The 24,134-nt window shown below is 68.3% G+C and carries 20 protein-coding genes and 1 pseudogene; 12 read left to right on the forward strand and 9 right to left on the reverse strand.

Annotated features, from left to right (window positions below):
* The first annotated feature begins 129 nt into the window (after positions 1-129).
* The 3 genes from pdhA to ACSYGN_RS20280 are packed head-to-tail and all read left to right on the forward strand — an operon-like array spanning position 130 to position 3,845.
* Positions 130-1,317, forward strand: a complete 1,188-nt coding sequence (pdhA, locus tag ACSYGN_RS20270) for a pyruvate dehydrogenase (acetyl-transferring) E1 component subunit alpha (RefSeq protein ID WP_460397615.1) — start codon at positions 130-132, stop codon at positions 1,315-1,317.
* A 1-nt stretch (position 1,318) separates the two neighbouring features.
* A complete protein-coding gene (locus ACSYGN_RS20275) occupies positions 1,319-2,299 on the forward strand; it encodes an alpha-ketoacid dehydrogenase subunit beta (protein ID WP_460397617.1) in 981 nt (326 codons plus the stop codon).
* Positions 2,300-2,309: 10 nt separating this feature from the next.
* Positions 2,310-3,845, forward strand: coding sequence for a dihydrolipoamide acetyltransferase family protein (locus ACSYGN_RS20280; protein WP_460397619.1), 1,536 nt, complete (start codon positions 2,310-2,312; stop codon positions 3,843-3,845).
* 70 nt (positions 3,846-3,915) lie between these two features.
* Here the strand turns inward: ACSYGN_RS20280 and ACSYGN_RS20285 are convergent, their stop codons facing one another.
* Positions 3,916-4,818, reverse strand: coding sequence for a D-alanyl-D-alanine carboxypeptidase family protein (locus ACSYGN_RS20285; protein WP_460397621.1), 903 nt, complete (start codon positions 4,816-4,818; stop codon positions 3,916-3,918).
* A gap of 273 nt (positions 4,819-5,091) precedes the next feature.
* On the opposite strand from ACSYGN_RS20285, the gene ACSYGN_RS20290 reads away from it, so the two are divergent.
* Both ACSYGN_RS20290 and ACSYGN_RS20295 read left to right on the forward strand, forming a co-directional pair.
* Entirely contained in the window at positions 5,092-5,781 is a 690-nt protein-coding gene (locus ACSYGN_RS20290; RefSeq protein WP_460397623.1) for a GntR family transcriptional regulator, read from the forward strand.
* Positions 5,778-7,073 (forward strand): MFS transporter, encoded by a 1,296-nt coding sequence (locus tag ACSYGN_RS20295; RefSeq protein ID WP_460397625.1) that lies wholly within the window; start codon positions 5,778-5,780, stop codon positions 7,071-7,073. The genes ACSYGN_RS20290 and ACSYGN_RS20295 overlap by 4 nt, the downstream gene beginning before the upstream one ends.
* 316 nt (positions 7,074-7,389) lie before the next feature.
* On the opposite strand, the gene ACSYGN_RS20300 is transcribed toward ACSYGN_RS20295, so the two are convergent.
* On the reverse strand, positions 7,390-8,214 hold the full coding sequence (locus ACSYGN_RS20300) for a maleylpyruvate isomerase family mycothiol-dependent enzyme (protein WP_460397627.1): 825 nt from the start codon (positions 8,212-8,214) through the stop codon (positions 7,390-7,392).
* 216 nt (positions 8,215-8,430) lie between these two features.
* Between ACSYGN_RS20300 and ACSYGN_RS20305 the strand changes: the two genes are divergently transcribed.
* Complete coding sequence (locus ACSYGN_RS20305) at positions 8,431-9,228, forward strand: carbon-nitrogen family hydrolase (protein ID WP_460397629.1); 798 nt, start codon at positions 8,431-8,433, stop codon at positions 9,226-9,228.
* A 198-nt stretch (positions 9,229-9,426) separates the two neighbouring features.
* On the opposite strand, the gene ACSYGN_RS20310 is transcribed toward ACSYGN_RS20305, so the two are convergent.
* The 3 genes from ACSYGN_RS20310 to ACSYGN_RS20320 all read right to left on the reverse strand — a co-directional run bounded on the left by ACSYGN_RS20310 (position 9,427) and on the right by ACSYGN_RS20320 (position 13,343).
* Positions 9,427-9,921 carry an LURP-one-related/scramblase family protein gene (locus tag ACSYGN_RS20310; RefSeq protein WP_460397631.1) on the reverse strand — a complete coding sequence of 165 codons (495 nt, stop codon included), beginning with the start codon at positions 9,919-9,921 and terminating at the stop codon, positions 9,427-9,429.
* A 73-nt stretch (positions 9,922-9,994) separates the two neighbouring features.
* Positions 9,995-11,290, reverse strand: a complete 1,296-nt coding sequence (locus ACSYGN_RS20315; protein ID WP_460397633.1) for a M18 family aminopeptidase — start codon at positions 11,288-11,290, stop codon at positions 9,995-9,997.
* Positions 11,291-11,516: 226 nt separating this feature from the next.
* Positions 11,517-13,343 (reverse strand): acyl-CoA dehydrogenase, encoded by a 1,827-nt coding sequence (locus ACSYGN_RS20320; RefSeq protein ID WP_460397635.1) that lies wholly within the window; start codon positions 13,341-13,343, stop codon positions 11,517-11,519.
* Between the two features lie 206 nt (positions 13,344-13,549).
* Between ACSYGN_RS20320 and ACSYGN_RS20325 the strand changes: the two genes are divergently transcribed.
* From ACSYGN_RS20325 to ACSYGN_RS20340, 4 genes are all read left to right on the forward strand, one after another.
* Positions 13,550-14,035: an SseB family protein gene (locus ACSYGN_RS20325; RefSeq protein ID WP_460397637.1), complete on the forward strand. Its 486-nt coding sequence runs from the start codon at positions 13,550-13,552 to the stop codon at positions 14,033-14,035.
* Between the two features lie 152 nt (positions 14,036-14,187).
* On the forward strand, positions 14,188-15,159 hold the full coding sequence (locus tag ACSYGN_RS20330) for a pirin family protein (RefSeq protein WP_460397639.1): 972 nt from the start codon (positions 14,188-14,190) through the stop codon (positions 15,157-15,159).
* Between the two features lie 231 nt (positions 15,160-15,390).
* Complete coding sequence (locus ACSYGN_RS20335) at positions 15,391-15,795, forward strand: transposase (protein ID WP_460397641.1); 405 nt, start codon at positions 15,391-15,393, stop codon at positions 15,793-15,795.
* Positions 15,771-16,256: a hypothetical protein gene (locus tag ACSYGN_RS20340; protein WP_460403598.1), complete on the forward strand. Its 486-nt coding sequence runs from the start codon at positions 15,771-15,773 to the stop codon at positions 16,254-16,256. Before ACSYGN_RS20335 ends, ACSYGN_RS20340 begins: the two co-directional genes overlap by 25 nt.
* A 157-nt stretch (positions 16,257-16,413) precedes the next feature.
* Here the strand turns inward: ACSYGN_RS20340 and ACSYGN_RS20345 are convergent, their stop codons facing one another.
* The 3 genes and pseudogenes from ACSYGN_RS20345 to ACSYGN_RS20355 all read right to left on the reverse strand — a co-directional run.
* A complete protein-coding gene (locus ACSYGN_RS20345; RefSeq protein WP_460397643.1) occupies positions 16,414-17,541 on the reverse strand; it encodes a TIR domain-containing protein in 1,128 nt (375 codons plus the stop codon).
* Between the two features lie 821 nt (positions 17,542-18,362).
* On the reverse strand, positions 18,363-18,713 hold the full coding sequence (locus tag ACSYGN_RS20350; protein ID WP_460397645.1) for an ASCH domain-containing protein: 351 nt from the start codon (positions 18,711-18,713) through the stop codon (positions 18,363-18,365).
* Positions 18,710-19,006, reverse strand: a pseudogene (locus ACSYGN_RS20355) (hypothetical protein); the annotation flags it as partial. The gene ACSYGN_RS20350 and the pseudogene ACSYGN_RS20355, both read right to left, overlap by 4 nt.
* 88 nt (positions 19,007-19,094) lie before the next feature.
* On the opposite strand from ACSYGN_RS20355, the gene ACSYGN_RS20360 reads away from it, so the two are divergent.
* Positions 19,095-19,913: a class I SAM-dependent methyltransferase gene (locus ACSYGN_RS20360; RefSeq protein WP_460397647.1), complete on the forward strand. Its 819-nt coding sequence runs from the start codon at positions 19,095-19,097 to the stop codon at positions 19,911-19,913.
* Positions 19,914-19,969: 56 nt separating this feature from the next.
* On the opposite strand, the gene ACSYGN_RS20365 is transcribed toward ACSYGN_RS20360, so the two are convergent.
* The gene (locus ACSYGN_RS20365; RefSeq protein ID WP_460397649.1) at positions 19,970-22,099 is read right to left on the reverse strand and encodes an ATP-binding SpoIIE family protein phosphatase; all 2,130 of its coding nucleotides are present in this window, start codon (positions 22,097-22,099) and stop codon (positions 19,970-19,972) included.
* Positions 22,100-22,244: 145 nt separating this feature from the next.
* Here ACSYGN_RS20365 and aspS point away from each other — a divergent pair, with 145 nt between their 5' ends.
* Entirely contained in the window at positions 22,245-24,008 is a 1,764-nt protein-coding gene (gene aspS / locus ACSYGN_RS20370; protein WP_460397651.1) for an aspartate--tRNA ligase, read from the forward strand.
* Positions 24,009-24,134 lie beyond the last annotated feature (126 nt).

The following is a 24,134-nucleotide window of genomic DNA, read 5'->3' on the forward strand; positions in this document are numbered from 1 at the left end:
GTGCTCGCCGGGGCACCTGTCACGCCTGTTCCCGGCCGATGGCACCCACCCCGTGCACGGTGGTCGGTACAGGCGAGCCGCACTGGCTTCACCGGCGACCCCGGGGGCCGGACCGACGGAGGAGCACACGTGACCGTGGAGAGCACTGCCGCGCGCACATCGCGACGCAGCGCCGGAGGCAAGGCCGGCACCACCGGCCCCAAGCGCACGCCCCGAGGGACCGCCAAGCGGGCGGCGGAACCGGAGCTCGTACAGCTCCTGACGCCGGAGGGCAAGCGGGTCAAGAACGCCGAGTACGACAAGTACATCGCGGACATCACCCCGGAAGAGCTCCGCGGGCTGTACCGCGACATGGTGCTCACCCGCCGCTTCGACGCCGAGGCCACCGCTCTGCAGCGCCAGGGCGAGCTGGGCCTGTGGGCGTCGCTGCTCGGCCAGGAGGCCGCCCAGATCGGCTCCGGACGCGCGCTGCGCGACGACGACTACGTCTTCCCGACCTACCGCGAGCACGGTGTCGCCTGGTGCCGCGGGGTGGACCCGACGAACCTGCTCGGCATGTTCCGCGGTGTCAACCACGGCGGCTGGGACCCGAACAGCAACAACTTCCACCTCTACACGATCGTCATCGGCTCCCAGACGCTGCACGCCACCGGCTACGCGATGGGCGTCGCCATGGACGGCGCCGACAGCGCGGTGATCGCGTACTTCGGGGACGGCGCCTCCAGCCAGGGCGACGTGGCGGAGTCCTTCACCTTCTCCGCGGTCTACAACGCGCCGGTGGTGTTCTTCTGCCAGAACAACCAGTGGGCGATCTCCGAGCCGACCGAGAAGCAGACCCGCGTGCCGCTGTACCAGCGCGCGCAGGGCTTCGGCTTCCCCGGCGTCCGCGTCGACGGCAACGACGTCCTCGCGTCCCTCGCCGTGACCAAGTGGGCGCTGGAGCGGGCCCGCAGCGGCGAGGGCCCGACGCTCGTCGAGGCGTACACCTACCGCATGGGCGCCCACACCACCTCCGACGACCCGACCCGCTACCGGGGTGACGAGGAGCGGCTGGCGTGGGAGGCGAAGGACCCGATCCTGCGGCTGCGCCGGTATCTGGAGGCGAAAAACCACACGGACGAGGGATTCTTCGCGGAACTCGATGCCGAGAGCGAGGCGTTGGGCAGGCGAGTGCGCGAAGTGGTCCGTTCGATGCCGGACCCGGACCGCTTCGCCATCTTCGAGAACGTGTATGCGGACGGGCACCCGCTCGTCGACGAGGAGCGGGCCAGGTTCGCCGAGTACCAGGCGTCGTTCGCGGATGGCGAGGAGATCTGACATGGCGGCGCAGAAGATGCCCATGGCCAAGGCGATCAACCAGTCGCTGCGGCACGCCCTGGAGGCGGACCCGAAGGTCGTCGTCATGGGCGAGGACGTCGGCAAGCTCGGCGGTGTGTTCCGGGTGACGGACGGCCTCCAGAAGGACTTCGGCGACAGCCGCGTCATCGACACCCCGCTCGCCGAGTCCGGCATCGTCGGCACGGCGATCGGTCTGGCCCTGCGCGGCTACCGGCCGGTCGTAGAGATCCAGTTCGACGGCTTCGTCTTCCCGGCCTACGACCAGATCGTCACCCAGCTCGCGAAGATGCACGCGCGCTCGCTCGGCAAGGTCAAGCTGCCCGTCGTCGTCCGTATCCCCTACGGCGGCGGCATCGGCGCGGTCGAGCACCACTCGGAGTCGCCCGAGGCGCTGTTCGCGCATGTGGCGGGTCTGAAGATCGTCAGCCCCTCGGACGCGTCGGACGCGTACTGGATGATGCAGCAGGCCATCCAGAGCGACGACCCGGTGATCTTCTTCGAGCCGAAGCGGCGCTACTGGGACAAGGCCGAGGTCAACACGGAGGCGATCCCCGGCCCGCTGCACCGGGCGCGGGTGGTGCGCGAGGGCACCGATCTCACCCTGGTGGCCTACGGGCCGTCGGTGAAACTGTGCAAGGAGGTCGCCGACGCGGCCGCCGAGGAGGGCAAGTCCCTGGAGATCCTCGACCTGCGGTCGGTCTCCCCGCTCGACTTCGACTCCATCCAGACCTCCGTGGAGAAGACGCGCCGGCTGGTCGTCGTCCATGAGGCGCCGGTGTTCTTCGGTTCGGGCGCGGAGATCGCGGCCCGGATCACGGAGCGCTGCTTCTACCATCTGGAGGCCCCGGTGCTCCGGGTCGGCGGCTATCACGCCCCGTACCCGCCGGCGCGTCTGGAGGAGGAGTACCTGCCGGGTCTGGACCGGGTGCTCGACGCCGTCGACCGCGCCCTTGCGTACTGAGGAGAGGGTCGTGACGACGATGACTGAAGCGTCCGTGCGTGAGTTCCGGATGCCCGATGTGGGCGAGGGACTCACCGAGGCCGAGATCCTCAAGTGGTACGTCCAGCCCGGGGACACGGTGACGGACGGCCAGGTGGTGTGCGAGGTCGAGACCGCCAAGGCGGCGGTGGAACTCCCCATCCCGTACGACGGCGTGGTCCGCGACCTGCACTTCCCCGAGGGCAGCACGGTGGACGTGGGCACGCCGATCATCGCGGTGGACGTGTCGGGCGGGGCCGCGGCCCAGGCCCCGGCGGAGCCGCAGCCGGAGGCCGAACCGTCCCCCTCCCCCGAGCCGGAGGCCACGGGCGAGGGCTCGGGCGAGGGCTCGGGCCGCCAGCCGGTGCTGGTCGGCTACGGCGTGGCCGCCAGCTCCACCAAGCGCCGCCCCCGCAAGGGCCCGGAGGTGACGACCCCGGCGGCCCCGCCGGTCACGGTGATTCCAGCGGCTCCGGTGACCCCGGCGGCTCCGGTGGCCACGGAACCGGAACTGAACGGCCACGGAACGCCCGCCGCACCCCCCGCACCCCCCGCACCCCCCGCACCCCCCGCACCCACCGCGCCCCCCGCCGGTCCGAGCGCGCGCCCCCTGGCGAAGCCGCCGGTGCGCAAGCTGGCCAAGGACCTGGGCGTGGACCTCACGACCGTGGTCCCCTCGGGCACGGACGGCATCATCACCCGGGAGGACGTCCAGGCGGTGGCCTCCGCCCCCCAGCAGCTCCTGGAGCCGGTGGAGCCGGTGGAGCCGGTAGTGCCGACTCCGGTCCCGGTGGTCGCCGCACCCTCCCCGGTGGGCTTCGACACGGCACGCGAGACCCGGATCCCGGTCAAGGGCGTGCGCAAGGCGACGGCGGCGGCGATGGTGGGTTCGGCCTTCACCGCGCCGCATGTCACGGAGTTCGTGACGGTCGATGTGACGCGCACGATGAAGCTGGTCGAGGAGCTGAAGCAGGACAAGGACATGCAGGGCCTGCGGGTCAACCCGCTCCTGCTGATCGCGAAGGCCCTGCTGGTCGCCATCCGGCGCAACCCGGACGTCAACGCGTCCTGGGACGAGGCCGGCCAGGAGATCGTGCTCAAGCACTACGTCAACCTGGGCATTGCCGCGGCCACCCCCCGGGGTCTGATCGTCCCGAACATCAAGGACGCCCACGCCAGGACGCTGCCGGAACTGGCCGCGGCACTGGGCGACCTGGTGGCGACGGCGAAGGAGGGCCGTACGGCACCGGCGGCGATGCAGGGCGGCACGGTGACCATCACCAACGTCGGAGTCTTCGGCATCGACACCGGCACGCCGATCATCAACCCGGGCGAGTCCGCGATCCTCGCGGTCGGTGCGATCAAGCTCCAGCCGTGGGTCCACAAGGGCAAGGTGAAGCCCCGCCAGGTCATGACCCTGGCCCTGAGCTTCGACCACCGCCTGGTGGACGGGGAACTCGGCAGCAAGGTCCTGGCCGATGTGGCGGCGGTCCTGGAGAACCCGAAGCGCCTGATCACCTGGGCCTGAGGCCCTGAGAACCGAAGAGGGACCCGCCACCGACTGCCGGTGGCGGGTCCTCTGCTGCTGTCCGGAACGGTCAGCCGAGCCGGGCGAAGCCGTAGCTCATGAGCTTCTTGGCGTCCGTCTCACGCTGGGCGATGGACGTGGAGGAGAGCACCGTGCCGATGACGGTCTTGCCGTTGCGGGTCGCGGCGAAGACCAGGCAGTACCCGGCCTCCGGGCCGGAGCCGGTCTTCACACCGATCGTGCCGCTGTAGCTGCTGAGCAGACCGTTGGTGTTGGTCCACGGCGCCATGGTGCGGGTGCTGCCCGTGCTGGTGATGGTCTTCGCCGTGTACGACTTGGTCTTGACGACCGTGCGGAACGTGGTGTTCTTCATCGCGCTGCTGGCGATCTTCGTCAGGTCGCGCGGCGTCGAGTAGTTGGTGCCGTTGCCGATGCCGTCGAACGAGTCGAAGTGCGTGTGCGTGAGGCCCAGGTTCTTCGCGGAGGTGTTCATCTTGCCGATGAAGGACTTCACGCGGGCGGCCACGGTCGTGCCTGTGCCGTACTTGTCGGCGAGCGCGTAGGCGGCGTCGCAGCCGGACGGCAGCATCAGGCCGTACAGCAGCTGGCGGACGGTGACCTTGTCGCCGACGATCAGGTGGGCCTGGGAGGCGTTGTTGGCGACCACGTAGTCGCTGTAGACCTTCTTGATGGTCACCTTGGAGTCGAGGTTCAGGTTCGACTGCGCGAGGACGACCTTCGCGGTCATGATCTTCGTGGTGGAGCCCGTTGAACGCGTGGTGTCCGCCGCCTTGGTGAACAGCGTCTTCGCGTTCGAGTTGTCCATGACGTAGCCGCCCTTGGCCACGATCGTGGGCGTGGTGACGGCCTGCGCGGGCGCCGCGGTGAGGGCTCCGGTGGCGAGCATCGCGCCGGACGTGACAGCGACGGCGGCGGCTCTGCGAAGTCGGATGCCCTTAATGCCGTTTATCAAGTGAGTAACCCCGAATACGTTGAATGCCCCTGTATAGCGGCCTAGTTGAACCTGGAGCGTGAAGGGGCCGCATGTGTGTGACTCGTAGGTAGCACAGAAGGTTGTGTTCCCGCTGGGAAGAGTCGCCCGATCGGGGGGCCGCGGTTCCCGGGAGTCTGCGGGATGGCTTGTTCGGGTGGTCCGTCCTGGTCCGTCCTGCATCCGCGACGGACGTCCGGGATCACATGCTGGACGTCCGGGGTCATGCGTACGTGATGTATCTATGCTGTGCCCATGCCCTCACCAGCCCAGGTCGCGTCCGTCGCGCCGTCAGGTCCCGTCCGCCTCAAGCCGCCGCCCGCCACCGACCGGGTGTACGCGCACGTCAAGCAAGGGGTGCTCGACCGCCGCTACGAGGGCGGCACCCTGCTCACCGAGGGGGAGCTGGCCGAGGCCGTGGGGGTGTCGCGCACCCCCGTGCGGGAGGCGCTGCTGCGCCTCGAGGTCGAAGGGCTGATCCGGCTCTATCCGAAGAAGGGCGCTCTCGTCCTGCCCGTCTCCGCGCAGGAGATCGCCGATGTCGTCGAGACGCGGCTGATGGTCGAGGAACACGCGGCCCGCAAGGCCGTACCGGCCCCCGCGGGGCTGCTGGAGCGGCTGGAGGAGCTGCTGGAGCGGCAGAAGGAGCAGGCCGCCGCCGGGGACTTCGCCGGTGCCGCGGTCACCGACCGCTGCTTCCACGCCGAGATCGTCCGCAGCGGCGGCAACGAGATCCTCTCCCGCCTCTACGACCAGCTGCGCGATCGTCAGCTGCGGATGGGCGTCGCCGTGATGTACTCCCACCCGGACCGGATCGCCAAGACCCTCAGCGAGCACGCGGAGATCCTCGACGCGCTGCGCTCCGGCGACGCTGAGGCGGCCGTCACGCTCGTGCGCCGGCACATCGGCTGGTTCTCCCACCTGGCCCGCGGGGACGTCCGATGAGCGGCACCCGGGTGCCCGGCGACCCGCCGGGCGGGCGCCGCGCGGTCTTCATGTGGACCATCGGCGTCTCGGTCTACTTCGTCGCCGTCATCTTCCGCACCTCCCTCGGCGTCGCCGGACTCGACGCGGCCGACCGCTTCCACGTGGGTGCCTCCGCGCTGTCGACGTTCTCGATCCTCCAACTGCTCGTCTACGCGGGCATGCAGATACCGGTGGGCCTGATGGTCGACCGGCTCGGCACCAAGAAGGTGCTGGCCATCGGTGCCGTGCTGTTCACGGCCGGTCAGCTCGGTTTCGCCTTCTCGCCGACGTACGGCATGGCGCTCGCCTCGCGCGCGCTGCTGGGCTCCGGGGACGCGATGACCTTCATCAGCGTGCTGCGGCTCGGCACCCGCTGGTTCCCCGTGCGCCGCGGGCCGCTGGTCGGGCAGCTCGCCGGTCTGGTCGGCATGGCGGGCAACCTGGTCTCCACGCTGGTGCTGGCGCGGCTGCTGCACGGGCTTGGCTGGACCCCGGCGTTCGCGGGCAGTTCGGCCGTCGGCGCGGTCGTCCTGGTCCTGTGTCTGCTGTTCCTGAAGGACCACCCCGAGGGCCATGAGCCCGAGCCGTTCCCGCACCGCGGCGCCGCCTATGTGCGCCGGCAGATCGTCGCCTCCTGGCGCGAGCCGGGCACCCGCCTCGGCCTGTGGGTCCACTTCACCACGCAGTTCCCGGCGATGGTGTTCCTGCTGCTGTGGGGCCTGCCGTTCCTGGTGAAGGCGCAAGGCCTGTCCCGGGCGACGGCCGGTGAACTCCTCACCCTGGTCGTGCTGTCCAACATGGTGGTGGGCCTCGTCTACGGCCAGATCGTCGCCCGGCACCACACGGCGCGGCTGCCGCTCGCCCTCGGGACCGTGGCGGCGACCTCGGTGCTGTGGGCGCTCACCTTGGCCTGGCCCGGTGCGCACGCCCCGATGTGGGAGCTGATCGTGCTGTGCATGGTGCTCGGACTGTGCGGGCCCGCCTCGATGATCGGCTTCGACTTCGCCCGCCCCGCGAACCCGCCGGAGCGTCAGGGCACCGCCTCCGGGATCACCAACATGGGTGGTTTCCTCGCCTCGATCACGACCCTTCTCGCCATCGGGGTGCTCCTGGACGCCACCGGCGACAACTACACGGTCGCCTTCTCCGCCGTGTTCGTCCTCCAGGCGCTGGGCGTGACCCAGATCCTGCGGCTGAGCAGCCGCGCGGTCCGCAGGGAACGGGAGCGGCTGGTCGCCAGCCGGGTGGAAACGGTGCACGTGCCCGCGTAAGCCTGTCCGGCGGATCGGCGGATCGGCGGATCGAGCCGGGGGGAACCGGAGGAACCGACCGTACCCGTGAACCCAGCTGAACAGGGGCTGGCGCGTGCGGCTGCGAGGCGGAGCAAGGATCGGCGTTCTGCGGGATCGGCCCCGGCGCGCTCGCGGCGCACCGACCGGTCAGAGGCGGCCGCGCGGGACTCGCTCTCGCTCCCCGGTCCCGCTCCGGCTGGTCCTGCTGGTCGTGCTGGTTCTGTCCGGTCCTGCTGGTTGTGCCTGGTCCGGCTGGTCTCCGTGATCCTCCCGGTCCCGTGTCCTGCCGGTCCGGCTACTTCGTGATCGCGAAGTGCCGCAGGATCGCCGCCGTCAGCTCCGGTTCGCCCTCCGTCTTCACGCGGTCCGCCACCGCCTCCGGGGTGACCCGGCCGCACGCCAGCCGGACGAAGGTCTCCCAGTCCATGGTGAGGGTCGCGGCGGGGCCGAGCGCCGGCGCCGTCTCCAGGGTGCCGCGGCCCTGGATGTCGACGCGGATGGTGCGCAGGAACTCCACCGGCCCGCTCACATCGAAGACGATGGCCGAGCTGCGCGGCGCGTCGGCGTCATGGGCGACCACGCGGGGCATCGCGCCCAGCAGCACATCACGGGCCACATGTGCGCCGGGGGAGTCGAGGTTGCCGGGGCGGCCCAGCGCGGCGCGCAGATCCTGCTCGTGGACCCACACGTCGAACGCCCGGTTGCGCATGGCCTCTTCGAGGGTGATCTCCGTGCTCAGCGGCCCCCGCACCTTGTGGGTGGGCAGACGCGACTCGTTCCGCAGCTGGCGGTTGCGGCGGATGATCGTGTACTCCAGCTCGGAGGTCATCTCCGGCGATGTGTGGTGGCGGCGCACATCGACCTGCATCTCCATGTAACGCTGGTGCTCGTTCGTCACGTGGTAGAGATCGCGCGGCAGGGTGTGGATGGGCCGCGGATCGCCGAGCATCTCGCATTCGAGGCCGATGACATGCGACACGATGTCCCGTACCGACCAGGCCGGGCAGGGGGTCCGCCAGTTCCACTCACCCTCCACGAGCGGGGTGACCAGCTCGGATATGGCATCGATGGAGTGGGTCCAGGCGTCGGCGTAGGGCTGGAGGGTGGGATGCAGACTCACGGAACGGGACCCCTCGGCGGTTTCGGTACAGGGCGGCTTGTGGCGGGCGGGTGCCAGTGGGCGGTGGCTGCTTTCGGCGTGTCCGGAACGTCCCCCTCGGCTCGGGTCGAGCAGGGGGGACCCCCAAGTTACGCTGCTGCGAGGCACCCCGGCAGTGCTTTGGTGTGACGATCGTAGGCTCGTGTGTACGGCCTAGAATGCCAGGACGGTGGTAGTGTGCGCGCCTCGCTGATCCAGATCGCAGTAGATGAGGGCGAATCGGTCGAATCGCGTCGAGGGCGGATGGCCGCGCTTGTGCGCGATCAGGCCGGTGCCGCGGATCTCGTCGTCCTGCCCGAGCTGTGGACCACCGGAGCCTTCGCCTACGAGGAGTTCGGGCCGCAGGCCGAGCCGCTGGACGGGCCGACGTACGAGGCGATGGCCAAGGCGGCCGGTGACGCGGGCGTGTGGCTGCACGCCGGATCGATCCCGGAACGGGACCCGGAAGGACCGCTCTACAACACCTCCCTCGTCTTCTCTCCCACCGGCGATCTGGTCGCCGCCTACCGCAAGATCCACCGCTTCGGCTTCGACCAGGGCGAGGCCGTGCTGATGGGCGCGGGCCAGGACCTGGTGACGGTCCGTCTGCCCGGGACCGTTCTGGGCCTGGGCACCTGTTACGACCTCCGCTTCCCCGAACTCTTCCGCGGTCTCGTCGACGCGGGCGCCGAGACCTTCGTCCTCCCGGCGGGCTGGCCGGAGCGCCGCCGCTCGCACTGGACGCTGCTGGCCCGGGCGCGGGCGGTCGAGAACCAGGCGTTCGTGCTCGCGTGTGGAACGGCCGGCACGCACGCCGGGGTTCCCCAGGCGGGTCACTCGATCGTGGTAGATCCCTGGGGTGAGGTGCTGGCGGAGGCGGGCCCGGACGAGGAGGTCCTCACGGTGGAGTTCGACCCCGGCCGGGTGGCCGTGACCCGGGATCAGTTCCCGGCGCTGAAGGACCGGATGCTGGGGCTGGAGAGCCCGCACCGGTAGCGCGGTTGCCCAGTAGCCCGGTTGCCTAGTAGCCCGGTTGCCCGGTTGCCCCGTAGCCGGGCAGCCGGGCAGGCCGCCCGGGCCGGTGGGCGCCGGCGGCCGGTGGCGCAGCCGCAGGCGTCAGTCCCCGACCTCAGTGCCTGCCCTCGGTCCCGGCCCTCGGTCCCTGCCCTCGGTTCCGGCCCTCGCTTCCGGCTTTCAGTCCCTGCCCCGGTCCTTGTCCGCCATGTGGATCACGCACACCGCCACCGAGATCAGCAGCGCCGGGTCCGTGTCGTCCCGTACGACGTCCACGCCGTAGGTGTCCCGCAGACTTAGCCACCGCCGGGAGATCACGGCGAGCAGTTCGCCCTCGTGCTCGACGGCGAACTCGCGGTCCAGGACCTTGCCGCTGACGTCGAGTTCGGTGCCGTCGGCGAGGGCGACCTTGTAGTGGTTGCGCAGCAGGGACAGCCGTTTGCGCCGGATACGGGCGAGCGGGGCGCCGTCCCGTTCGATCACCATCGTGTCGCGAAGGGCGAACATCTTCTGGTGGATGTCGATGAGGACGCGTCCGCTCGCGTCCTTGAGTTCGAAGGTGTCCCGCAGGCGCATCGCCTTGCCGTCGACGAGGAACACCCTCGTGCCGTGCTCGTCCTCGATCCAGTAGTCCTCGCCGATGCCGAGGATCCGGTCGCGTACCAGGAATCTCATGGACGTACGCCTTCCCGCGGCGACGCGACGCGACGCCGCGGATAGGCCGATAGGCCCACAGGCACGACGGGCGTCAGCTCTCCAGGAACGCCGCCAAGGCGCCCGCCAGCAGGTACGGGTCGTCCGCGCCGCACAGTTCGCGGGCGCTGTGCATCGACAGGATCGCCACGCCGATGTCCACGGTGCGGATGCCGTGCCGGGCCGCGGTGATCGGGCCGATCGTGGTGCCGCAGGGCATCGAGTTGTTGGAGACGAACGACTGGAACGGCACACCGGCGGCCTCGCAGGCGGCGGCGAAGATCGCGCGGCCGGTGCCGTCGGTGGCGTAGCGGTTGTTGACGTTCACCTTCAGGATCGGACCGCCGTTGACCCGGGGGTGGTGCGTCGGGTCGTGCCGCTCCGCATAGTTGGGGTGCACCGCGTGGCCGGTGTCGGAGGACAGGCAGACGCTGCCCGCGAAGGCGCGGGCCCGGTCCTCGTACGAGCCGCCGCGCGCGAACACCGAGCGCTCCAGCACGTTGCCCAGCAGCGGTCCGTCCGCACCGGTGTCGGACTGCGAGCCGTTCTCCTCGTGGTCGAACGCGGCCAGCACCGGGATGCAGGGAGTGCCGTCGGCACCGGCCGCAGCGGTCAGCGCGGCGAGCCCGGCGTGCACGGAGAGCAGGTTGTCCATGCGCGGGCCTGCTACCAGTTCCCGGTCGCGGCCCAGGTAGGCCGGGGCCTCCACGGCGTGGACCATCAGGTCCCAGCCGGTGACCTCGCCGGGCGCCAGACCCGCTTCGGCCTCCAGGAAGCCGATGAGATCACCGTCGCGCACATCGCGGCCGAGTCCCCACACCGGCTGGAGATGGCGCTGCTTGTCCAGCTTGAGACCCTCGGAGGAGACCGAGCGATCCAGATGGATGGCGAGCTGCGGCACCCGCATCAGCGGCCGGTCGACATTGACCAGCCGGGTCGAGCCGTCCCGCAGGGTGAGCCGCCCCGCCAGCCCCAGATCGCGGTCGAGCCACGAGTTCAGCAGCGGTCCGCCGTAGATCTCCACGGCCACCTGGCGCCAGCCGTGCGCGCCGGTGTCCGGCAGCGGCTTGACCCGCAGGTTCGGCGAGTCGGTGTGCGCGCCGATGATGCGGAACGGGGTGTGGGGGTCCGCGCCCTCCGGGACGTACCAGGCGATGATCGCCCCGCCGCGCAGCACGTACTTGCCGCCGCTCGTCCCGTCCCAGGCGTCCGTCTCGGCGACATGCCGGAATCCGGCCTTCTCCAGCCGCTCGGCGGTGTTCGCCGCGGCGTGGTACGGCGACGGGCTCGATGCCAGGAAGGACATGAGGTCGTCGGTGTGGCCTCGGTCGAAGCGGGAGCTCGGTCTCATGGGTTCACCTTAACGACGGACCAGGGCCCGCTCCCTGTTGTTGGGAGCGGGCCCTCGGCGGACGGTGCGGGGTTTCTCCGTGCTTGGCACGGGCCGCACCGTATGGGGGCGGTACATGTCCTTACAACGTACGAAGTACATGGCGGGGGTGCACGTGCCCCCGCCATGTACTCCTGCACCGCTGATCGGGAACGCGGCCCCTAGAGCGCGGCCCTCAGCGCGGCCCCTAGAACGCGGCCTCGTCCAGGTCCATCAGGTCCAGGTCGATGTTCTCGGCGAGCTTGCGGGCGAGGGTGACGCCGGGCAGGACGGTGGCCGCGAAGAACTTCGCCGCCGCGATCTTGCCGGTGTAGAAGGCCCTGTCCTTGCCGGCCGCGGTCTCCAGCTTGTCGGCGGCGACGGCCGCGCCGCGCAGCAGCAGATAGCCGACGACGACGTCACCGGAGGCCATCAGCAGGCGGGTGGTGTTGAGCCCGCACCGGTAGATGTTCCTGACGTCCTGCTCGGTGGCCGCGAGGTCGGTCAGCATCAGACCGACGATCGCCTCCAGCTCCACGGCCGCCTTGGCGAGGTGGTCGCGGGCGCCGGACAGCTGCTCGCCGCCGGTGCCGAGGGCGAGGAACTTCTTGATGTCCTCGGCGAGGGAGTTCAGCGCGGCGCCCTGGTTGCGGACGATCTTCCGGAAGAAGTAGTCCTGGCCCTGGATCGCGGTGGTGCCCTCGTAGAGGGTGTCGATCTTGGCGTCCCGGATGTACTGCTCGATCGGGTACTCCTGGAGGAAGCCGGAGCCGCCGAAGGTCTGGAGCGACTGGGCGAGCTGCTCGTAGCCCTTCTCGGAGCCGTAGCCCTTGACGATCGGCAGGAGCAGGTCGTTGAGGGCGTGCTCGGCGGAGGCGTCCTCGCCGGCGGCTTCCTTGACCGCGATCGCGTCCTGGACGGAGGCGGTGTGCAGCACCAGGGCGCGCATGCCCTCGGCGTACGCCTTCTGCGTCATCAGCGAGCGGCGCACATCGGGGTGGTGGGTGATGGTGACCTTGGGCGCGGACTTGTCCATGAAGTTCGCCAGGTCGGGACCCTGGACGCGCTCCTTGGCGTACTCCAGCGCGTTGAGGTAGCCGGTCGAGAGGGTGGAGATGGCCTTCGTGCCGACCATCATGCGGGCGAACTCGATGATCCGGAACATCTGGCGGATGCCGTCGTGCCGGTCGCCGATCAGCCAGCCCTTGGCCGGGTGCCGGTCGCCGAAGGTCATCTCGCAGGTGTTGGACGCCTTGAGGCCCATCTTGTGCTCGACGTTGGTGGCGTAGACGCCGTTGCGCTCGCCCAGCTCGCCGGTCTCGAAGTCGAAGAGGTACTTCGGGACGAGGAAGAGGGACAGCCCCTTGGTGCCGGGACCGGCGCCCTCGGGACGGGCGAGGACGTAGTGGAGGATGTTCTCCTCCATGTCGTGCTCACCGGAGGTGATGAAGCGCTTGACGCCCTCGATGTGCCAGGAGCCGTCGTCCTGCTTCACCGCCCGGGTGCGGCCCGCGCCGACGTCCGAACCGGCGTCCGGCTCGGTGAGCACCATGGTCGACCCCCAGGTCCTCTCCACGGCGACCTGGGCGGCCTTCTTCTGCTCCTCGGTGCCCTCCTCGAAGAGGATGCGGGCGAAGGCGGGGCCGGAGGAGTACATCCACAGGGCCGGGTTCGCGCCGAGGACCAGTTCCGCGTACGCCCAGATCAGCGAGGGCGGGGCGGTGGTGCCGCCGATCTCCTCGGGCAGGCCGAGACGCCAGTACTCCGAGTCCATGAACGCGCGGTAGCTCTTCTTGAAGGACGCCGGGACCGGCGCGGTGTTCGTCTCCGGGTCGAAGACAGGCGGGTTGCGGTCGGCGTCGGCGAAGGACTCCGCCAGCTCGTTCTCCGCGAGACGGGTCAGCTCCTCGAGCACGCTTTTCGCGGTCTCGGTGTCCATCTCCTCGAAGGGCCCGGTGCCGTACAGCTTGTCCCGGCCCAGCACTTCGAAGAGGTTGAACTCGATGTCGCGGAGGTTCGACTTGTAGTGCCCCATGGCGATGGCTCCGTAGAGAGATCGGGCGAGGCACTGGATCCTCGCACTGGTTCACGTACCGACTGGTAGCTACGGCTACGATGATGCTACCCGTCGGTAATAAGACGCAACCCCGTACTTTCAAGGGCCGTTGGATCCGTGCTCCGGGGCCGACCGGCGCACCGCCCCCGCACCATCCGGGCGGACGGCTCGGTACGCTTGCGCCCATGTACGGATACGGTCAGCCGACCGACGTCGGTTCCGCGCAGCAGGGGTACGTTCCGCCGCAGCAGCAGCACATGGCCGGCGGGATGGGCGGCTACGGCCAGCAGCCGCCGCTGTACCCCGAGCCGTCCCCGCCCTCGCTCGCGGACGCGGTGCGCGCCTTCACCACCGGGCAGCTGACCGCCGAGGACTTCCAGCAGATGTTCGCGACCTCCAAGGTCTACTGCCCACGCGGTGACAACCCGGGCTTCCTCGCCCTGCACAACACCCAGCAGCCGGTGATCCCGATGTTCACCTCGCTGAAGGAACTGCGCCGGTATGCGGGCAAGGAATCCAAGTACTTCGTGATCACCGGCGCCGAGGTGATCGACCTGCTGCCGACCGGCTACGGCTTCGTCCTCGACATGGAGGGCGAGCACCGGATCGTCTTCGACGCGAAGTCGGTGGAGCAGATGGTGGAGTTCGCCATGCGCCGTATGTACGGCTAGACGTCATTGCTTCGCAGACGGCCGGCGAAGCCGTCTGACGTGGCCGTCTGGCGTGGTTGGAGCCCGGAGGGAATGCCCTCCGGGCTCCTTGTGTTCTGGGTGGCAGAAAGTTCAATGCTCAACTAAAATGGCCGCACAAGGAGGTAACCGACATGCCCGCAGTCACTGTCGAGAACCCGCTGACCCTGCCCCGCGTCACCGCCCCGGCGGACGCCGTGGCCCGTCCCGTGCTCGGCGTCACGACCGCGCCGAGCGGATTCGAGGGCGAGGGTTTCCCGGTGCGCCGGGCCTTCGCCGGTATCCACTACCGCCACCTCGACCCGTTCATCATGATGGACCAGATGGGCGAGGTGGAGTACCAGCCCGGGGAGCCGAAAGGCACCCCGTGGCATCCGCACCGGGGCTTCGAGACCGTCACGTACATCATCGACGGCATCTTCGACCACCAGGACTCCAACGGTGGTGGCGGCACCATCACCAACGGCGACACCCAGTGGATGACGGCGGGTGGCGGCATCCTGCACATCGAGGCGCCGCCGGAGCACCTCGTCATGTCCGGCGGTCTCTTCCACGGCCTCCAGCTGTGGGTGAACCTCCCGGCCGAGGACAAGATGATGGCGCCCCGCTACCAGGACATCCGCGGCGGCCAGGTCCAACTCCTCACCTCCCCCGACGGCGGCGCGCTGCTGCGTGTCATCGCCGGTGAGCTGGACGGCCACGAGGGTCCCGGTATCACCCACACCCCGATCATGATGCTCCACGCCACCCTCGCCCCGGGTGCGGAGATCACCCTGCCCTGGCGTGAGGACTTCAACGGCCTGGCCTACGTCCTCGCGGGCAAGGGGTCGGTCGGCGCCGAGCGCCGCCCGGTCCACATGGGTCAGGCGGCCGTCTTCGGCGCGGGTTCCTCGCTGACGGTCCGAGCGGACGAGCAGCAGGACTCCCACACCCCGGACCTGGAGGTCGTCCTCCTGGGCGGCCGCCCGATCCGCGAACCGATGGTCCACTACGGCCCGTTCGTCATGAACACCAAGGAAGAACTGATGCAGGCCTTCGAGGACTACCAGAAGGGCCGCCTCGGCACGATCCCGGCGGTCCACGGGATGTCCGAGGGCGGACTGTAGGGCTCGCTGGGACCACGTGCGGACGAGTCCGGTCTAGACATGGACGGGGCTCGTCCGCGCTTGCTGACTGGTTCAGTCCCTCTTGGCGGGTGTTCTGCGAGCGTTCGGCGGTCCTCGTTGCGCTTGAGTGTGAGCTGTCCGGTTCCGGGACTTCACGATCTGCCGGTGGTGCGGTCTGCTGGGAGTCGTGAGCGGGCGCCAGCCGTACCCGAGTGATCTGCCGGATGAGGCATGGGAGCTGATCCGGTCGGTCATCACGGCCTGGAAGGCGAGGCACCCCTCGGCCAGCGGGCACGCGGGCCAGTACATGATGCGGGAGATGTTAACGCGATCCTCTGCCAGGCCCGCACCGGCTGCCAGTGGCGCTGCCTGCAGCGCGACCTGCCGCCGAAGAGCGCGGTGTACTACTACTTCGCCCTGTGGCGCGACGACGGCACCGCCGAGACCATCCACGACCTGTTGCGCCGGCAGGCCCGTGAAATGCGCAAGCGGCACGAGGATCCGACCGCCGTCGTCCTGGACTTCGGAGACGGTACGGGCCTCGGTAAACGCGCCGAAAGGACACGACCGGGCTGGATCCCGGTAAGAAGAGCCCGGGCCGCAAGCGGGGCATCGCCACCGACGTCCTCGGCCTGATCATTGCCGTGGTCGTGACCGCCGCGAGCGTGCACGACAACGCGATCGGCATCGCCCTGCTGGACGAGGTTGCAGCCACCGCACCCACGGTGACCAAGAGCTGGGTGGACGCCGGGTTCAAGCAGGGGCTGCTTCCGATCGTGACGCTCACCTACGGCTATGCGATCACTGGTAAGTCGCTTCTGGTGGCATTGCTCGGCTGCCTGGCAGTACTCGTCTTCGGTGTCCTCGATGCCAACTACCTCAGGCAGGAGCGCGCCTTCCGCAAGCTGTATGACGAGGTGGCAGCCGGGCGTCCTATCCCAGCGTTTTCTGCGAACCCCACCCTCGCTTCGCCAGCCGGTGCCAGGGCGAACTATTGGCCTGACAAGCCAGATATGCGCTCATGGGCGGTGGCTCCGGTACACGCGCCGCTGATGCTGGCTGGCTTTGGGATCGTTGTCTGGCTGCTATGCCAGTGATGTCATGCTTCGTAGCGGTGAGGCTTTGGTCTGGTTCGGGGGCCTCCTGGGGGAATGCCGCAGTCTGATCCGCTTTGTCTGCGGGTAGCGCCATGAAGGTAGCGCAACCGTCGCTGTCACTCCCGATGCTTTCTCATAGGCCTACTACCCGAATTTGTTAGGAGATGTCGAACTCGTCTAGTAGGTATCTCGAAGAGACGTACAGTCCCTCAGCGGTCACATCACAAGACGCAAGAAGTGAATATTGCGCGTCATCAATGGATGCCAATGCTTCGAATGCCGCCTTAACCGCGTGTTCCAGCCGGTCGCACGTAACTGCTGGCAGTGAATTCAGCCACTCATCCCACAAATTTAGTCGATTCTCTCCGGTTACTGCTATCGCATGAAGGCCGAAGACATTTTCACCCTCTTGTTCGGAGGGCTGCAACAAACCAAAACGAGGGGATGTCGTGTTGACCCCGTAGCTTATCCCCACTCGATATTCATCGCCTTTTTCACTTAGGAGATATCTCTGATCGATGCAGAAAGCTAGACAGTCGAGGTTCCAGGAGCGATTGATATCTACGATATTCTGGACCCATTTGGCGGAGAATTCGGCATAGTTGATTAAATTCCGCCTATTCAACTTCCTTAGGGTCATCATCGTAATTAACTCGACATCCTCTTCCGTCTCGATCACCTGATATGCGACAGTCGGACGGAGGCCGGGTAGTGTTGTGTTATCGAGTCTCACCGGGAGGAGATACTCTTCATTCTGAGTAATCGAACGGGCCAAGGCGCTCTTGAGTTCATGGTTAGTCCAGATACCTGATGCGTAGTTCGCCGATACGATTGGGATGCAGTACCGGGCGCGGAGACGGTATACCTCGTCAAGGTGTTGTACGAGATCCTTCCCCCACAGATCCGCCTTCTCGTACTCATCGTAGAAGACCCGAATATCATGACTGTGGAGGGCGTCAGCAATGCGACTCGCCCAATGACGATCTGCGCCCGAGAAGGAAAGCGCAATGTCGTAGTCGAACTTGATCACTTCTCGGCGCTTGAACCGGTTATTCTGTTCGTTCGCCGCTTTCCTCGAATACATCTCGGCGGCGGTATCGTTGATTTTGTCAATGATGTTCAGGTGGACGAATCCAACCTTAACCTCAAGCGCTTTAGGCTCGACCGCCATAAGGGCTCGGCAGTTTACGAACATGTCCTCGTCAAGGCCATTGTCGACAGTGCGAGGCACCGAGACTGCCCATTGATCATCAGAAACCCCAGGGCTGAGGTGTGCAGTGTCCACCATCTGAATAGACAACAGTGGATCAGGATGTGGTTGCCCCAGAATAATGGTTGGATCACCGCGATGATCTAACCATACTTCACCAGGTTGGAGATTAATCACGTCGATGATGGTACGTCAAAGACCCTGCGCTGCACAGCTTGAATCATTTTTCGGTCCCACTCCCGGCGTTCCCCAACCGGCTGCTCCCTGACCTGTCGTTTCGTGGACAAGACGGCACTCTTGACGACGCAAATGAGGTCTTCGCTTCGGGGTGGCCTCATGATAGTGCCCAGGTGAGGCCAGCCTCGGTGATGAGGCCGTCGACGAGGGCGGGCCGAACTGCATTCGCTTCAGCTGGGTGCGGGTGAAGCCGACGAGGGTGTCGACGGTCCATGCTGCAGGGTTGTCCAGCCCTCTCTCGGAGGGGGCGGCACGACCACACGCGCGGGTGCGTGAGCAGTGGGTGTTGGTGGGGTGAGGGTGAACAGGCCGGGCTCGGCTTCGCTGAGGATGCTGCGGTTGACCAGGCGTTTCAGCTTGGTGCACATGCCTTCGGTGTGCCACGGCTCGGTGCCGGTGCCGAGGGTGCGACAGACGACCCTGGCGCGTAGCCCGTCCCCGTTCGCTCGAAGACGGCCAGGATCTCGCGGTAGCCGGGCAGCAGAGCCCGGTATGCCATGGAGACGCTCAACCGCTATCAGCTCCGGCTTCGTCGGGAGGTGTGGGCGGAGATCGAGCAGCGGAGAGCGGCACTGGCGACGACGGTCGCAGAGCTGAGTTCCCCTGCCCATACCAAGCGGACCCAGCTTCTACCGGACGCGTCCACTGAGCTTGCGCCCTTATGCGCGAGTCATCTCGATGGCGAGGGCGCCGAGGGCTTCCTTCTCCGGCGGGTAAATGGTGCGGATGTTGGTGAGCTGCTGATCGCGGGTGGCGGTCGGATTGATGTTGGCCGGCCCCTCGCCGTCGAGCAGGGCCTCGAAGCCGGGGTACTCGGTGACCCGCTTGACCTTGACCTCACAGGTCTCGTTAGTGCCTTTGATGCGGAAGCGGATTACGTCGCCAGCGGCGAGGTCGGCGAGGTGCGGGTATTTCACCCGTACCTCGATGGTCTTGGTGCCCGCGGCGACGAGGTCGAAGTACTGGCGGTAGAGATTGAGCTCGTGGACGCGAGCGGTGGTGTCGGTCATGGGGCGGGAATGCTCCTGGCGGCTGGTGCGGTCATCATGCGGCCGATCTCGGCGGCCGAGTACGCGCGGAAGAAGTGGCGGGGGTCGGACAGCAAGGTATCGGTCATGGCCAGCAGTTGCTCGGCGTACTCCGTGATGGTGCCGGGCCATTGTCGGGTGTCGAGCATCCAGTCAGCCGCGCCCTCGGGCAAGGGAACGCGGCCCTCGCGGATCAGCGACTTGGACAGCTTGGCGCCGGTGTCGGTGACGACCTGTGGGCAGAACAAGCGGGCGGGGAGCTGAGTACGGTGGAGCCGCGCAGGCCGCACACCTATGCGAACGACTCCAGCACACGGCCGTCCTCGCGGCCTCACCCGCCGCCCACCCACCGGAGCTGCCGACGTGACCGAACTCTCCGCCTCACACGATGCTGCTGTCACCGACCGGAGTCGCCTCGCCGGTAGCGCTTACAACAGCGACCGGGACTTGGCCGCCCGCCAGTCGCTCTATCAGTGGCAGACGCCCCATTACGACCTGCCGGGCATCGTCGCCGAGCAACTCAGCGGCGTGCGCGGGCGTGTGGTCGATGTTGGCTGTGGCAACGGCAAGTTCATTCAGAGGCTTCGCGAGGACCGGACCGACCTGGCCCTGCTCGGCCTGGACATCGCCCCCGGCATCCTCGCCGGCGTCCCTGGCCCGGTCGCCGTGGCGGATGCCACCCGCCTGCCGTTGGCCACGGGGAGCGTCGACGCCGCCTTGGCGCTGCACATGCTGTACCACGTTCCTGATATCCCCCAGGCGGTGCGGGAGCTGTCTCGCGTCGTCGCCCGTGACGGGCTCGTGATCGCCTCCACCAACAGCGACCGGGACAAGGCGGAGCTCGACGATCTGTGGCAGCGGGCCGCAGGCGACGTGCTCGGCACCGGACACGGCCCGGCCCGCATCTCGCTCAGCGCCCGCTTCTCCCTGGAGAAGGCCCCGGCCTTCCTGGGGGAGGAGTTCGGCCGCGTGGAGACGATCGAGCTGCCCGGCACCGTCAGGGTCCACGATCCCGACCCGGTCATCGCGCACATGGCCTCCTACCGGGCGTGGGCAGACCAGCACGAGGTGCCCTTCGAGGCCACGATTGAGCGGGCCCGCGCGATCCTTGTCGATCACATTGGCCAGCATGGGGCCTTCGAGATCATGTGCCTGGGCGGCATCCTCGTCTGCAGCCGCTGAGGGCGACTACGTTATCGGTGACGGCCGTTGTGCTCCGTTGCAGCGCCATGCCCGCGTCAGCGCTTCTCGTACAGCTCGAACCAGATGCTCTTGCCCTCGCCCCGGGGGTCGACCCCCCAGGCGTCGGCGAGGAGTTCGACGAGGAGCAGGCCTCGGCCCGAGGAGGCCAGTTCGCCCGGGCGGCGTCTGTGGGGGAGGTCGTCGCCGGTGTCGGTGACCTCGATGCGCATGCTGCGTTCGCCGACGTCGCCGGAGACCTCGGCGGTGAGGAGGGCGTCGGCGTCGGTGTGGACCAGGACGTTGGTGAGCATCTCGGAGAGGAGCAGGACCGCCGAGTCGATCTGTTCCGGCGAGCTCCAGTCGTGCAGGAGCTGGCGCAGTTGCTCGCGGGCCTCGGAGACGCGCTCAGGCTCGTCCTGGGCGATCGTCAGCATCGTGCGGCGCACACCGGGCCGTAGCGCCAGGGCGCCGTCGCAGCCGCAGCCCTGCGTCGCCCGGCACAGCAGCAGGACAGCGATGTCGTCCTCGCGGCGGTCGGCCAGCGGGCCCGTGGTGTGGTGGGAGGACGGTCCGAGCACTCCCTGGACCAGGCCGTCGGCCAGGGTCTCCAGATCGCCGGTGTGGTCCTCCAGGATCTTGCGGACCCGCCGCCAGCCGCTCTCCACGTCGTGGCCGCCGGTCTCGATCAGACCGTCGGTGCAGATCAGCATGATCTCGCCGGGATCGAGGAAGAGCCGGGTGGTCGGGTAGTCGGCGTCCGGGTCGATGCCGAGCGGCAGCCCGCCCGCCGTCGGCCGGGTCAGCACCGTGCCGTCCGCCATCCGCACCGCCGGGTCGGGATGCCCGGCGCGGGCGATCTCCAGCACACCGGTCGTCGGGTCGGCCTCGACGTACAGGCAGGTCGCGAAGCGGGGGTCGGTGTCCGCGCCGGGGCCGTCGGTGATGCCGTGCAGGAAACGGGAGGCGCGGGCGAGCACCGCGTCGGGGCGGTGGCCCTCGGAGGCGTAGGCACGCAGCGCTATCCGCAGCTGGCCCATCAGCCCGGCCGCCCGTACGTCGTGTCCCTGGACGTCGCCGATGACCAGCGCGAACCGGTCTCCCCCGGGCAGCGGGATCATGTCGTACCAGTCGCCGCCGACCTGGAGTCCCCCGCCGGTGGGTATATAGCGGGCGGCGAGGTTCATGCCGGGGATCCGCGGGCCCAGGACGGGCAGCATGGAGCGCTGGAGGCCGTCGGTCAGCTCCCGTGAGGCGTCGGCCGCCCCGGCGCGGGAGAGGGCCTGGGCGAGCATCCGGGCCACGGTGGTCAGGACGGACCGCTCGTCAGGGGTGAAGGCGACGGGATAGGTGAAGCCCGCCATCCAGGCGCCCATGGTCCTGCCGCCCGAGGTCAGCGGCAGGAACGCCCAGGAACGGCGGCCGAAGCGGCGGGCCAGCGGCCAGGTGAGGGGGTAGCGCTCCTCGTACTGCTCGGGTGAGGAGAGATAGACGGCCCGGCCGGTGCGGACCACCTCGGCGGCGGGGTAGTCGGTGGCCAGTGACATATGGATGAAGGGGTTCTCGTCACCGGGCTTCTGGCCGTGGTGGCCTATCACGGTGAGCTGGTTGCCATCGACTCCGAAGACGGCGAGACCCTCGGGCGAGAAGCCCGGCATCGACAGACCGGCCGCGACCCGCAACACCTCGGTGGTGGACCGCGCCTCGGCGAGCGCCCGGCCCGCGTCCAGCAGGAACGCCTCGCGGGAGCGCCGCCAGTCCCCGGTGACGGCGCTGCGCCCGGCCGGGGTGCCGGGAGAGGGCTCGGTGACCTCCTGGAGGGTGCCGATCACCTCGTACGCCTTGCCCACCGGGTCGAACGACGGTTTGAAGCGGCTCCGCGCGATCCGTACGATCCGGCCCTGCTCGTCCATGATCCTGACGCGCACCTCGGCGAGCGTGTGCTCGGCGACGGCGAGCCGGAGGACACCGGTGATCTCGTTCCAGTCGACGGGATGGAGGCGCGCCCGGGTCTGGGCCTCGGTGAGGACCGTCCGGCGTGCGGGCAGGCCGAGCAGCCGGGCTGCTTCGGTGTCGACCGTGACGAGTCCGGCTGCGGTGTCCCAGTGCCAGACGCCGGTGGCGAGGGCGGCCAGGACTTCCCCCACTGCGGGCAGGGGTTCTGCGGGCAGGGGCTCACCAGTGCGCATTGCCCCACTTTAAGAAGACGGGATCGAAGAGTGCCAGTGGTCACCGGCACTGTACTGGTGGGGAGGTGATCTTTGGGACCCCGGTAGGCTGGGGGTGTTTCACGTGAAACACCCACTGCACACGCCTGGGAATGGATGAAAGACGATGCATCGGTACAGGTCCCACACCTGTGGTGAGCTCCGCGCCTCTGACGTCGGGACCGACGTCCGGCTGAGTGGCTGGCTGCACAATCGGCGCGACCTGGGCGGCATCCTCTTCATCGATCTGCGTGACCACTACGGCATCACGCAGCTCGTCGCCCGCCCGGGTACCGCCGCCTACGAGGCGCTGGACAAGCTCTCCAAGGAGACCGTCGTCCGGGTCGACGGCAAGGTCGTCTCCCGTGGCACGGAGAACGTCAACCCCGAGCTGCCCACCGGTGAGATCGAGATCGAGGTCGGTGAGACCGAGGTGCTCGGCGCCGCCGCCCCGCTGCCCTTCACGATCAACACCGAGGACGGGGTCAACGAGGAGCGGCGCCTGGAGTACCGCTTCCTGGACCTGCGCCGTGAGCGCATGCACCGCAACATCCTGCTGCGTACGTCGGTGATCTCCGCGATCCGTCACAAGATGGCGGCGATGGGCTTCAACGAGATGGCGACGCCGATCCTGTCCGCCACCTCCCCCGAAGGCGCCCGCGACTTCGTCGTGCCCTCCCGGCTGAACCCGGGCAAGTTCTACGCCCTCCCCCAGGCGCCCCAGCAGTTCAAGCAGCTGCTGATGATCTCCGGCTTCGACCGCTACTTCCAGATCGCGCCCTGCTTCCGTGACGAGGACGCCCGCGCCGACCGCTCGCCCGGTGAGTTCTACCAGCTCGACGTCGAGATGAGCTTCGTCGAGCAGGAGGACGTCTTCCAGCCGATCGAGCGGCTGATGACGGAGATCTTCGAGGAGTTCGGCGACGGCCGCCACGTCACCTCGCCGTTCCCCCGCATCCCGTTCCGCGAGGCGATGCTGAAGTACGGCTCGGACAAGCCCGACCTGCGCGCCAAGCTGGAGCTCGTCGACATCACCGACGTCTTCGAGGGCTCGGAGTTCAAGGCGTTCGCCGGCAAGCACGTCCGCGCGCTGGCGGTGCCGGACGTCGCAGCCCAGCCCCGCAAGTTCTTCGACCAGCTCGGCGAGTTCGCTGTGTCGCAGGGCGCCAAGGGCCTGGCGTGGGTGCGGGTGGCCGAGGACGGCTCGCTGACCGGCCCGATCGCGAAGTTCCTCACCGAGGCGAACGTCGCCGAGCTGACCAAGCGCCTGTCGCTGGCCGCCGGCCACGCGGTGTTCTTCGGCGCGGGCGAGTTCGAAGAGGTCTCGAAGATCATGGGCGCGGTGCGGGTCGAGGCCGCCAAGCGCGCCGGTCACTTCGAGGAGGGCGTCTTCCGCTTCTGCTGGATCGTCGACTTCCCGATGTACGAGAAGGACGAGGAGACCGGGAAGATCGACTTCTCGCACAACCCGTTCTCCATGCCGCAGGGCGGTCTGGAGGCCCTGGAGACCCAGGACCCGCTGGACATCCTGGGCTGGCAGTACGACATCGTCTGCAACGGTGTCGAGCTGTCCTCCGGCGCGATCCGGAACCATGAGCCGGAGATCATGCTCAAGGCGTTCGAGATCGCGGGCTACGACCGGGAGACGGTCGAGGACAAGTTCGCGGGCATGCTGCGCGCCTTCCGCTTCGGCGCCCCGCCGCACGGCGGCATCGCCCCCGGTATCGACCGCATCGTGATGCTGCTGGCCGACGAGCCGAGCATCCGCGAGACCATCGCCTTCCCGCTCAACGGCAACGCCCAGGACCTGATGATGGGCGCGCCGACGGAGCTGGAGGAGACCCGGCTGAAGGAACTGCACCTCCTGGTGCGCAAGCCGCAGCCGAAGTAGCAGCAAGAGCACGAGTTGAGTGAGTGGCTCGGAACCGATGATCGGTTCCGAGCCACTTTTCTTTCATCCCCGGACTGACAGCAAAAACCCACGCTCCTGACAGGTTTCCTGCCTAACGTCCCGGCG

It is taken from the genome of Streptomyces sp. YIM S03343, assembly GCF_054729195.1.

Excerpts from the sequence above, each read along its gene's own strand:
- ACSYGN_RS20275 (WP_460397617.1), top strand. The coding sequence starts at position 1,319 with ATGGCGGCGCAGAAGATGCCCATGGCCAAGGCGATCAACCAGTCGCTG.
- ACSYGN_RS20290 (WP_460397623.1), top strand. The coding sequence starts at position 5,092 with ATGCCCTCACCAGCCCAGGTCGCGTCCGTCGCGCCGTCAGGTCCCGTC.
- ACSYGN_RS20295 (WP_460397625.1), top strand. The coding sequence starts at position 5,778 with ATGAGCGGCACCCGGGTGCCCGGCGACCCGCCGGGCGGGCGCCGCGCG.
- ACSYGN_RS20310 (WP_460397631.1), bottom strand. The coding sequence starts at position 9,921 with ATGAGATTCCTGGTACGCGACCGGATCCTCGGCATCGGCGAGGACTAC.
- ACSYGN_RS20315 (WP_460397633.1), bottom strand. The coding sequence starts at position 11,290 with ATGAGACCGAGCTCCCGCTTCGACCGAGGCCACACCGACGACCTCATG.
- ACSYGN_RS20320 (WP_460397635.1), bottom strand. The coding sequence starts at position 13,343 with ATGGGGCACTACAAGTCGAACCTCCGCGACATCGAGTTCAACCTCTTC.
- ACSYGN_RS20325 (WP_460397637.1), top strand. The coding sequence starts at position 13,550 with ATGTACGGATACGGTCAGCCGACCGACGTCGGTTCCGCGCAGCAGGGG.
- ACSYGN_RS20330 (WP_460397639.1), top strand. The coding sequence starts at position 14,188 with ATGCCCGCAGTCACTGTCGAGAACCCGCTGACCCTGCCCCGCGTCACC.
- ACSYGN_RS20335 (WP_460397641.1), top strand. The coding sequence starts at position 15,391 with ATGGGAGCTGATCCGGTCGGTCATCACGGCCTGGAAGGCGAGGCACCC.
- ACSYGN_RS20350 (WP_460397645.1), bottom strand. The coding sequence starts at position 18,713 with ATGACCGACACCACCGCTCGCGTCCACGAGCTCAATCTCTACCGCCAG.
- ACSYGN_RS20365 (WP_460397649.1), bottom strand. The coding sequence starts at position 22,099 with ATGCGCACTGGTGAGCCCCTGCCCGCAGAACCCCTGCCCGCAGTGGGG.
- aspS (WP_460397651.1), top strand. The coding sequence starts at position 22,245 with ATGCATCGGTACAGGTCCCACACCTGTGGTGAGCTCCGCGCCTCTGAC.